This window comes from Aeromonas sp. HMWF015 (assembly GCF_963878965.1).
In the GTDB taxonomy this organism is placed as follows: Bacteria; Pseudomonadota; Gammaproteobacteria; order Enterobacterales; family Aeromonadaceae; genus Aeromonas; species Aeromonas veronii.
This window is the reverse complement of record NZ_CAWNZT010000277.1, coordinates 1-10333: the sequence shown is the minus strand read 5'-3', so window position 1 is coordinate 10333 and position 10333 is coordinate 1. Positions and strand designations below refer to the sequence as shown.

Below are 10333 nucleotides of genomic sequence, written 5' to 3'. Positions count from 1 at the left end.
CTCTGAACACGGGAAGATCTGCGCCAAGTACCCTGAGAAAGCCAAAGAGGTGCGTACCGGTACCCTGCAGGCCATCCACCCGGGCGCCGTGGCATTCATCGAATCAACGGCCGAAGGCGTGGGCGGTGATTTCCACGCCATGAGCATGAAGTCGCTGGAGCTCAGCAGAACCGGTGGCGAGCTCAGCCAGCTCGACTGGAAGTTTCACTTCTTCGCCTGGTGGCAAGACCCCAAGTATCGCGACGATGTGCCGGCATCCGGTGTGGTGGCCAGCAAAGCCCAGCTGGAATACTTCGCCGCTGTAGAGAAGGCGATGGGCTGCACCATCAGTGATGAACAGCGTCAATGGTATGTGCTCAAAGAGGCTACCTTGGGCACTGAAATGAAGCAGGAGTTTCCCAGCACACCGCTAGAGGCGTTTCTGACCTCTGGTCGCCGGGTGTTTGACCCGATAGTGACGATGGAGGCTGAAGGTGACTGCATTGCACCACTCATCGTCTATGACATCGACCCGGTTACCGGCGCGCGCCACAAGGCCCGCAAGCCAGAGCGGCTGGACGAGCAGGGTCAGCGGTCGCTCGAGAACATGCTGCTGGTGTGGGAGTTGCCCGATCCTGATGAGGATTATGCCATCGGCGGCGACGTGGCAGAGGGGCTTGAACACGGTGACCGGTCATCATTAGATGTGGTGGCCAGAAGCGATGGCCGTCAGGTCGCGCACTGGTATGGGCACTTGGACCCCGGGCTTTTTGCGCAGCTGCTGGCCCACGTTGGCAAGTTCTACGGCAGTACAGAGCATGGACCAGCTTACATCGGCCCAGAGCGCAACAACCATGGCCATGCTGTGGTGCTCAAGCTGCGGGAGCTTTATCCCATCCGCCGTATCTACACCCAAGAGCACATCGACCGTGACCGAGATGATGAGACGCCTCGTTTGGGCTGGCTCACTACCCGGCAATCCAAGCCACTCCTGGTTGATGGCCTCAAGACCCTGCTGCGTGCCGGCCAATCGGGGATCCGCTGGATCGGCACCATCTCCGAAGCAACCACCTTTGTCTACGACAAGAGCGGCAGTATGAACGCGCAGGAAGGCTGTTACGACGACCAGCTGATGAGCTACATGATTGCCCAAGAAATGCGCGCCAGAATGCCTGCTCGCATTGTCAAACCTGAATCCGCCCGTAAACCTAAGCACTGGATGGCCAACTGATGATCAATGCCCAGCCCAAGGCCCCTGAAAAAGGCGGCCTCGATACCCCGCGACTGCTCAAATTGATGAGCGATATCAATGGCCAGCCAGATTGGAGAAGCCTAGCCAATCGCGCTTGCGCCTACTACGACAACGACCAGCTGCCACCTGTTGTGGACAAGGTGCTCAAGGAGAGGGGGCAGCCTATCACCATTCACAACCTGATTGCCCCAACCATTGACGGGGTGCTGGGCATGGAGGCCAAGAGCCGGACTGAGCTGATGGTGATCGCCGATGACCACGACGAAGAGATCGAGCTGTTGGCCGAAGCTGTGAACGCGGAATACGCCGATATGTGCCGCCTTGGCGGGTTAGACCGCGCCCGAGGAGGGGCCTACGCCGGCCAAATCAAAGCGGGATTGGAGTGGATTGAGGTTTGTCGCCGTGATGACCCGTTTGGTCCGCGTTACAAGTTCAGTAACGTCCACCGGGATGAGGTGTTCTGGGACTGGCATAGCCGGGAACCTGATTTGAGTGACTGCCGCTGGCTGATGCGCCGCCGCTGGATTGATGTGGATGAAGCCAAGACGATGTTCCCCAGTAAAGCGGAGACCTTGGAGCGCAGCATCAATGATTGGTCGGATATCGTGAATCTGACTTCGATTGAAGGGATGGATCCCAACCTGGTCAGTGCGTATGAGGAGTGGAGCCAGTTCAGCAGCAAAGAGGTGGAGTGGTGTAGTAGAGAGCGGGACCGAGTACTGCTTCAGGTGGTTTACTACCGCACTTACACCACGCGCCAGGTACTGTTACTTGATTCGGGTCGAGCACTGGAGTTCAACAAGGGCAACCAGCTGCACCGTGCTGCTGTTGCTATGGGCAGAGCTAGGGTTGAACGTCGCCCAGTGGCCGTTATCCGAGAGTCCTGGTTTGTCGGCCCTCATCACCTGGTAGACCGTCCCTGTTCAGCGCCGCACAACATGTATCCCTTGGTCCCGTTCTGGGGATACCGAAAAGATCGCACAGGAGAGCCCTACGGTTTGATTGCCCGGGCCATGCCGGCACAGGACGAGGTTAACCTGCGTCGTATCAAGCTGACGTTCCTGCTGCAGGCCAAGCGCGTCATCATGGACAAAGACGCTACTAACATGAGCCGAGCCCAGGTGTTGGAGGAGGTTGAGCGTCCTGATGGCTACATCGAGCTCAACCCCGATCGCCAAAACAAAACCAGCGTGAGTGATGCCTTCAAGGTTGAGCAGGACTTCAACGTGGCAGCCCAGCAGTTCCAGGTGATGCAGGATTCGGTCAAGCTCATCCAGGACACCATGGGCGTTTACGCAGCATTCCTGGGGCAGGGCACAACAGGCCAATCCGGTGTGGCGATAAGCAACCTGGTGGAGCAGGGCGCCACCACTCTCTCTGAGATAAACGACAACTACCGGATGGGCTGCCAGCTCGTAGGCCAGCTGGCCCTGTCGTACCTACTGGAAGACATGGCCAACAAGCGCAACTACAAGGTGACCATCAACCGGGATGACCCACGCCGGCGTAAGGCGGTAGTGCTCAACGTCGAGGCGGAAGATGGCCAACTGACCAACGATGTGACTCGGTTGCGGGCGCATATCGCACTGGCGCCAATCCAGCAGACTGCGGCCTACAAGCAGCAACTGGCCGAACGGATGACTCAGGCGATGGCCCAGCTGCCGCCAGAAGCGGCTGCTGCCTGTTTTGACTTGCTCGTGGAGCTGATGGATGTGCCGCGTAAAGCGGAGTTTGTAGAGCGGATCCGCAACGCCCTGAACATCCAGAAAGATCCAGAAGAGATGAGCGACGAGGAGCGCGCCGCCGCAGAGCAGCAGGCCCAAGTTGCCCAGATGCAGCAGGAAATGACCATGCGCGAGATGCAGGCCAAGCTAGCAGAACTGGAAGGCAAGGCCGCAAAGTGGCAGGCGGAAGCTCAGCGCATTGCCAAGCTGACCGACTCCATCCGGTTCGAGGATGCGCTCAAGCAGGCGCAGACCGGGAAGACCCTGCAGGAGATGGAAAGACTAGCAGCCGAGCGGGATACGCTTCAGAGCGAGCAGGCGGTGCTGCAGGCTCAGCTACTGGAAACCATTCAGCAGCAGATTGATGCGATAGCGCTCTGATAGTTGCTTTTATAAACACCCAGCGTTAGCATTTCCCCAACATGGCCCAGTCTATCAAGATTGGGCTTTTTTGTTTGTCACATGTGACAGTTGTTACTAAATATCAAACGCAGGATAATTTCAGGTGAGTCCAATTACCGCCTGTAGTGTCATGCTCTATTGCCCGCCTTGTGCGGGCTTTTTTGTATCCGGCCCTCGCCGGGGAGCGCTTTTGCGAGAGCGTTCCCCCGCTTGGGCAGCGATACCACCCGCGAAAACCTACGAGGACGACCATGAAAACGAGCATCGAAAACCTGACCGGTACTGAGAGCCTGGATGAACTGGAAGCCATGTTGGCCGAAATCGAGCAAGCGCCCGATGTCGAGCTGAACAATGGCACTGCTACCGAGCAAACGGACGTAGAACCCGCGCCGTCGGCGGGTGAGGGGGCAACCAGTACCGACCAGAGCACGGTAACCAGTGCGGCACAGGAGGGCGATGACGCAGCCAAGGAGCCTGAGAAGGTGATCTTGGCGAAAGGCGGCCAACACACCATCCCTTACGAGGTGCTTGAACATGCACGCCATGAGGCCAAGGAGCTGCGGGAGCAGTTGGCCAGTGCGCAGCAGGTTCAGGCTGAAAGGGATAAGTTGCAGGCGTTGCTGGATAAACACGGGATCAATCCCGATGTCGATCCTGATGACATCAGCCCGGACGAGCTGGATCTGCTGGCGCAGGACTACCCGGAGATCGGCAAAGCCCTGACGGCAGTAGCCCGCAAGCTTCACAAGCTGGAGTCACAGGCAGCACCGCAACACGATCAACCCACGGCAAACCCCGTTCAGGCCGCGCTGCAGGCGGTACCCGAGCTGGCCGAGTGGCGTGATCAAGACCAGGACCGCTTTGACTTTGCCCTCGCTATCGATGACAAGCTGCGGGATGACCCGGCATGGAGCGATAAGTCCCTCGAGGCACGCTTTGCTGAGGTTGCACGTCGCACCAAACTGGCCTTTGGCGATGAGGTCGCTCCTCCTCCTGCCAAGGCACCCAGTAAGGATGCAGACAAGCCCGCAGACTTTATCCCGTCCAGTCCTTCAGCTCTCGGCCAAACCCATCATGCTCCAGCTACTGGGATGGAGCGCTACGGCGCTATGTCCCAGGCAGAGCTTATCGGTGAGATGAGCGCCATGTCTGAGGCCCAGATGGAGGCCTTGCTGGAGCAGGCCGGGTTCTAAATCAACAACCCACGTTACAAGAAAGCCCCGACTACCCCGTCGGGGCTTTTGTTTTTGTAGGAGAGGTTCATGACCCAAATCACTACGGCGCAAGCCAACAAGATTCTTCAGGCCGCCCTGTTTACTGCGGCCAACCGCTCCCATTCGCTGGTTAACATGCTGACCGAAGAGGCCCCAAAAGGGGTCAAGATCAACGGTGGCAAGCAGACCAGTGCAGGAGCCCCGGTAGTGCGTATCTCAGATCTCGGCAAAACCGCCGGTGACGAAGTAGATATGCAACTGTTCCATCAGCTCTCTGGCCGCCCGACCATGGGTGACAAGAAGCTGGCCGGTCGTCTGGAAAGCCTCTCTTTTGCAGACTTTTCGTTGACGATCAACCAGTCCCGCCATGGTGTGGATGCCGGTGGCAAGATGAGCCAAAAGCGCACCAAGCACGACCTCATCAAGACCGCTCGGGTGCTGTTGGCAGATGGCTACTATGGTCGCCTGGTTGACCAGCGTGGCTTTGTCCAGCTGGCTGGGGCACGTGGCGACTACGCGGCTACCGATATCATCTTGCCGTTGGCGGATGATGAGGAGTTCGCCGAAATCATGATCAACCCCATCACGGCACCGACCTACGAGCGCCACTTCTTCGGCGGTGACGCGACGACCTTCGAGTCCATCGATGCTGCAGACCGCTTCAACTTGGGCTGCGTGGACAATATGGCGTTGTTCCTCTCCGAGATGGCTAACCCCATCCAGCCGATCCGCATGCACTCAGACCCTTCGGGTGGAGAGCCGCTCTTTGTGCTCTACGTCACCCCGCGCCAGTGGCACGACTTCTACACCTCCAGCTCTGGCAAGGACTGGCAGGCCATGCAGATCGCAGCCACTGAACGTGCAAAGGGTTGGAACCATCCTATCTTCCGCGGCGAAGGCGCCATGTGGCGTGGCATCCTAGTTAAGGAGTACAAGGGGTTGCCCATTCGCTTCAACCAGGGCAGTACCGTCAAGGTATGTGACGTCAACTCTGAAACCGGTATGGAGGTAGACAAGGTTGCCGGTACCACCATCGACCGCGCGGTCCTGCTGGGTGGACAGGCGCTGGCCAACGCATTTGGTTCTGGCGAGCAAGGCGGCTCTTTTGGCATGCACGAAGAGAAAACCGACCACGGCAACAGCACCGAGATCTCCATCCACTGGGTATCCGGTCTGCAGAAGATCCGCTTCAAGCAGCGTAACGGCAACATCCAGGACCACGGCTGCATGGTACTGGATACCGCGGTGAGCCCGGTCGGCCGTTAAGCACCAGCAGGAAGGGGCCTCAAGGTCCCTTTTCTCTATCTGACTCGATAAGGAGCCATGTCATGGCCAAGACCACCCTGATCGCCAAAGCGTACCGCTGGTTTGTCGGTGCCTTCGGCAACCTCTCTATTTCCCCGACCCTGGTGGCCAAGCTGGCCGCCGTGCCGGCTGGCGATGTCGTTGCGTTCGGCGACAAGGTTGAGCCCAACCTGAAGGTCGTGGGGGTAACGCTGTTCACTACCGCGCTGGGGGCGAATACCACCATCACAGCCAAGATTGGCAATACCACCATCATCAATGCAGAGGGAACGGCAGCTGCAGTGGCCAAGTATTACCCAGTTGATGACCTCCTGACGCAGGAGGGACAAGAGATCACCCTAACCATTGGCGGGGGCAAGGCAACAGGTATCGCCAAGCTCAAGTTGCACTATGAAGTGGTGGGCAACCTTTAAGGCTGCCTTTCTCTCCACGCCCGGCCCTGTGCCGGGCTTTTTCATTACTGGATTGGAGTTATTGCCGTGAGCGACAAAATTGCTGTGGTGTACATCGGCGAGAAGCTGAGCAAGAAAGACACTGTGACCGGGAGCCGCCTTGTGTTTCCGCGCCATGTGCCTGTGTATATCGAGAGCCACATCGCCATGCAACTGCTGGAGTTTCCCTCTGTCTGGATCCGGGCTGAGCACCTGGCCGACGAGCTGGAACGCCAGGAGCGGGCTGCCCAGGAGGCGGCTGCAGAGCTGGAGCGCCAAGCAGAGGAAGCTGCACGTCTTGCTGAAGAGCAGAGCATGGTGGTGGATGGTCGAGACCTGGCCAAGTTGACCTCCGCTCAGCTTGCAACGCTGGTAGTCGGTGAAGACCTGGACATTACCCCGCAAGGTGCTCAGGAAAAAGTTGGGGATTACCGGCTGAGAGTGCGTGATGCTCTGAAATCCAAGTTGGTCATCGAGGATAGCGGCGAGTAATGGTACCGGTACAAGATAGCCGACTGGTGAGCCCTGCTGTGTTGATCCCGCTGGTTCGCCAGCGGGTTCTTCACTTGCCGCATACAGAAGGCGCTGATGCCTTGGTACATGGCAATCTCATCGAGGCCGCCATCATTTTCTGTAAAGAGAGCATGCTGGTCCATCTGGAACGGACGTTCGACCATGTCTTCGAGGGGCAAACCGTCAGCTTTGCGATGACCAGCAGCATCAATCGCCAGGCTAGACAGGAGGTGCGGGCGCCGCAGGTGACGGGGTCGGCGATCCATCGCATCACAGCTGAAGGCCATTTACTGACGCCTGGTCAGCACTTCCATTTGCAGTCCACCGAGTCCATTCGCTTTATGGCGCCTCTTAACCAGGTTTGCATCATCGGCGCCATTGAGCCACTGCCGAGCGCAACACTGATCCCTGCCGCCTTGGTGGAGGGCTATGCGCACGAGCTGGCTTGTGGGGCTGCATATCTCTTACAGCAGTTACAAGCCAAGCCATGGACCAATCATGAACTGGCTCAGATTAACCGCCGCAAGTTCTATGACGGGATCCGTGACGCGTACCGGTTTCGCATTGAGCACACTGAAAGTGCCAGGATCCAGAACCCCGTCCGAAAGCGACACTTCTTCTGATGCGAGGTGAGTCATGCTGGTCAGCGAATTATTGAATAGAGCATCGAGTGAGTTAACGGATACGCAGCGCATCGGGTGGGGGATAGAGGACTTAATCTCCTACTACAACAGCGCAATCTCCGCGATTGCTACAGCAAGACCGGACATCTTCATTAAGACGCAGCCCTTCTCCTGTGCTGCCGGCACCCGCCAGACGGCACCTGCAGGCATAATCAAGCTGATCGACATTGAGCGCAACACACGCACAGGCAAGTCTATCCGGTACGTGGCCCGTGCAGACCTGGAAAGTCTTATTCCTGGCTGGGCCAGCAGCACTGGTGGAGAAGAGGCTGAACTCTACATCCATGAGCCCACCAATATCACCGCATTCTGGCTCTATCCCGGCGTGAAGGCGGGGGTCAGTATCGAGCTGGTGCTCAGCATTCTTCCAACCCCCTTGACGAAGGCGATGGTTGAATCGGGTGCCGAGGTTCAGGTTGATGATCGCTATATCACGCCCTGCTTGGATTGGATCATGTACCGGGCGTTCATGCGTGACTCGGAAGTGACAGCTAATGCGTCTCGGGGGCAGCTGCATCTTCAATCGTTCACTCAAGCCCTGGCCATCGGTACCGAGTCCGACGCTACGATGTTGTCGATGCGGGACAATCAGGCCAGCACGAAGGGGCGGCGCCAATGATCAAGCTCTATGGCACGATCACAGACCCGGCAGGAAAACCAGTTCCTGGTGCACTGATTGAACTGCGCTCGCTTACTACTACGAGCGAAGTCCTGATGGGGTCTGAGCTGACCTTCAAATGTGATGCCAATGGCCGCTACAGCTTTGACTTGGCTACAGGGACATATGATGTCTATGCCCAGAATGATCTTTGCCACGACATGGATTACATGGGGACGGGGGCCGTTACGGCACAGAGTATCGATGGCCCCCTGAACAGCATCCTGATCGATAGTGGTATCAACTTGACGCCTCCACTTATCGAGCGGGCGGTTCAAGCTATGCAGCAAGCAGAGAGCGCAGCCGCTAATGCCTCAAGAGCCCAGGTCCAAACCGCTGAGACGGCTCTATCTGTTGATCACGCATCTAAGCTGGCTTCTGATCAAGCCGCTATTGCCAGTAGAGAGGCAACCAAAGCCGAAGGTAAAGCGGGCGAAGCCGCTCAAAGCGCCAAGATTGCGGCTGGTGCTGAACTCCGAGCTCAACAATGGGCAGAAGAGTCGGTCGATGTCGTGGTTACTGGTAAGCAGTATTCAGCAAGGCACCACGCGGTCAAAGCAGGAGAGTTTGCTGCAATTGCTGGTGTGAGCGCATCGGAGTCTGCTGCAAGTGCAACCATTGCTGCTGGTAAGGCTGAAAGCACGACTCAAAGCGCCGCATTGGCGGCTGCAAAAGCGAACGAAGCGACCATCAGCGCCAAGATGTCCTCGACTTCAGCTGATGCGGCAGGCAAAGCCAGTGCGGCAGCTGTTAACTCAGAAACCAGTGCTAAGCGGCATTCAGCCAAGGCCGAGGAGGCTGCTCAGGCATCTGAAAGTGCAAAGATCACCACGCTTGATCATGCGAAGCAGGTTGTGCAACAGGCACAGCAAGTAACTGGTGATCGAACGCGGGTTGAAGGGCTTGCCAAGGAGATTGATGAGCAATCAGTTACTGTCTCGTCACTGGCTCAAGAGGTGAGCACGAATACCGCAGCGGCCCGACAGGCAAAGACTGAAGTTCAGTCGATGCGGGATACCACTCTCACCAAAGCCGCTCAGGCGATTGCCGCCGCTAATACCGCCAGTGATAAAGCCAGTCTGGCAGCCAAGACCAGGCTGCGGCCAACCTGAGTGCTCAGCATGCGAGCCTAGCTGAGAGAATGGCTGAAGCGTGGGCTCAAAACCCTGAAGGGAGTGATATTAACGGCCGGCCTGGCGAGTTCTCGGCATTGCATTGGGCGCTTCAGGCCCAGAAATGGGCTCAGGCAATTACCTCTCAGTTGGTTTGGGCTGGGCCATGGAACGCCGCAGTTGGCGCTCCTGTGGCCCCAGCTAATAACCAGGGTATCCCGTTTTACCGGGTATCTCACCCGGGGGTGATCGCTGATGTGAGTTTTGGTGTGGGAGACTACCTCCACTGGGATCCAGCAACCAAAGCCTGGTTCAAAATCGATGGCACAGACGCTGTTATTTCTGTAAACGGAATGACCGGGGCGGTAGTTCTTAGTGCCTCGGATGTGGGAGCCAGGCCTGCAAGTTGGGTCCCTCAATGGGACGAGGTCACCAATAAACCGGTTACCATGCCCCCCTCAGAGCATACGCATTCCTGGTCTCAGTTAACTGACACTCCAGTCTTTGCACTTCGCTGGCCAACCCTAAAGGAGATTGGCGCAGCGGCGCAAAGCCACACCCATCAGTGGTCCCAATTAGTTGGGGTCCCCACATATGCGACCCGATGGCCGTCTTGGTCCGAGGTAACAAATAAACCGGATTTGGCCGCCGCGAGCCATCGTCACGAATGGGATCAGCTGGACCAGGTCCCTGTGACTGCATCTCGCTGGCCTACCTGGGGGGAGGTGACGGATAAGCCTGCGTTAGCCGCAGCAAGCCATCGCCATGACTGGGGACAGCTAAATAATGTACCTGTGACGGCTTCTCGTTGGCCGAGCTATGAGGAGGTAACAGGCAAACCTGATTTTGCCTCTAGTACTCATAGGCATTCTTGGAGTCAGCTCGATCAGGTTCCGGTGATGGCGACTCGTTGGCCTGCTTGGGGGGAGGTAACTGGTAAGCCCGAGTTGGCTGCAGTGAACCATCGTCATACCTGGAGCCAGCTTGACCAGGTGCCTGTGATGGCCACGCGCTGGCCCGCCTGGGGAGAAGTCACGGGGAAACCGGACACTATGCCTCC

At 57.6% G+C, this 10333-nt stretch carries 9 protein-coding genes; all 9 read left to right on the top strand.

Annotated features, from left to right (window positions below; genetic code table 11):
* A partial coding sequence (locus AACS18_RS14475; RefSeq protein WP_108612529.1) for a terminase occupies nt 1-1210 on the top strand: 1210 nt, incomplete at its 5' end.
* Nucleotides 1210-3336 (top strand): portal protein, encoded by a 2127-nt coding sequence (locus AACS18_RS14470; RefSeq protein ID WP_108612528.1) that lies wholly within the window; start codon nt 1210-1212, stop codon nt 3334-3336. The genes AACS18_RS14475 and AACS18_RS14470, both read left to right, overlap by 1 nt.
* A gap of 272 nt (nt 3337-3608) precedes the next feature.
* Nucleotides 3609-4550, top strand: a complete 942-nt coding sequence (locus AACS18_RS14465; protein WP_108612527.1) for a hypothetical protein — start codon at nt 3609-3611, stop codon at nt 4548-4550.
* Between the two features lie 69 nt (nt 4551-4619).
* Nucleotides 4620-5837 carry a phage capsid family protein gene (locus AACS18_RS14460; protein WP_069528868.1) on the top strand — a complete coding sequence of 406 codons (1218 nt, stop codon included), beginning with the start codon at nt 4620-4622 and terminating at the stop codon, nt 5835-5837.
* Nucleotides 5838-5899: 62 nt separating this feature from the next.
* A complete protein-coding gene (locus tag AACS18_RS14455) occupies nt 5900-6289 on the top strand; it encodes a hypothetical protein (protein ID WP_108612526.1) in 390 nt (129 codons plus the stop codon).
* Nucleotides 6290-6355: 66 nt separating this feature from the next.
* Nucleotides 6356-6799 (top strand): hypothetical protein, encoded by a 444-nt coding sequence (locus tag AACS18_RS14450; protein ID WP_108612525.1) that lies wholly within the window; start codon nt 6356-6358, stop codon nt 6797-6799.
* Nucleotides 6799-7443 carry a hypothetical protein gene (locus AACS18_RS14445; protein WP_108612524.1) on the top strand — a complete coding sequence of 215 codons (645 nt, stop codon included), beginning with the start codon at nt 6799-6801 and terminating at the stop codon, nt 7441-7443. The genes AACS18_RS14450 and AACS18_RS14445 overlap by 1 nt, the downstream gene beginning before the upstream one ends.
* A 13-nt stretch (nt 7444-7456) precedes the next feature.
* Nucleotides 7457-8122 (top strand): phage adaptor protein, encoded by a 666-nt coding sequence (locus tag AACS18_RS14440; protein ID WP_108612523.1) that lies wholly within the window; start codon nt 7457-7459, stop codon nt 8120-8122.
* On the top strand, nt 8119-9273 hold the full coding sequence (locus AACS18_RS14435) for a prophage tail fiber N-terminal domain-containing protein (RefSeq protein WP_108612522.1): 1155 nt from the start codon (nt 8119-8121) through the stop codon (nt 9271-9273). Before AACS18_RS14440 ends, AACS18_RS14435 begins: the two co-directional genes overlap by 4 nt.
* Nucleotides 9274-10333 lie beyond the last annotated feature (1060 nt).

Excerpts from the sequence above, each read along its gene's own strand:
- AACS18_RS14455 (WP_108612526.1), top strand. The coding sequence starts at position 5,900 with ATGGCCAAGACCACCCTGATCGCCAAAGCGTACCGCTGGTTTGTCGGT.
- AACS18_RS14470 (WP_108612528.1), top strand. The coding sequence starts at position 1,210 with ATGATCAATGCCCAGCCCAAGGCCCCTGAAAAAGGCGGCCTCGATACC.
- AACS18_RS14460 (WP_069528868.1), top strand. The coding sequence starts at position 4,620 with ATGACCCAAATCACTACGGCGCAAGCCAACAAGATTCTTCAGGCCGCC.
- AACS18_RS14465 (WP_108612527.1), top strand. The coding sequence starts at position 3,609 with ATGAAAACGAGCATCGAAAACCTGACCGGTACTGAGAGCCTGGATGAA.
- AACS18_RS14435 (WP_108612522.1), top strand. The coding sequence starts at position 8,119 with ATGATCAAGCTCTATGGCACGATCACAGACCCGGCAGGAAAACCAGTT.
- AACS18_RS14440 (WP_108612523.1), top strand. The coding sequence starts at position 7,457 with ATGCTGGTCAGCGAATTATTGAATAGAGCATCGAGTGAGTTAACGGAT.
- AACS18_RS14445 (WP_108612524.1), top strand. The coding sequence starts at position 6,799 with ATGGTACCGGTACAAGATAGCCGACTGGTGAGCCCTGCTGTGTTGATC.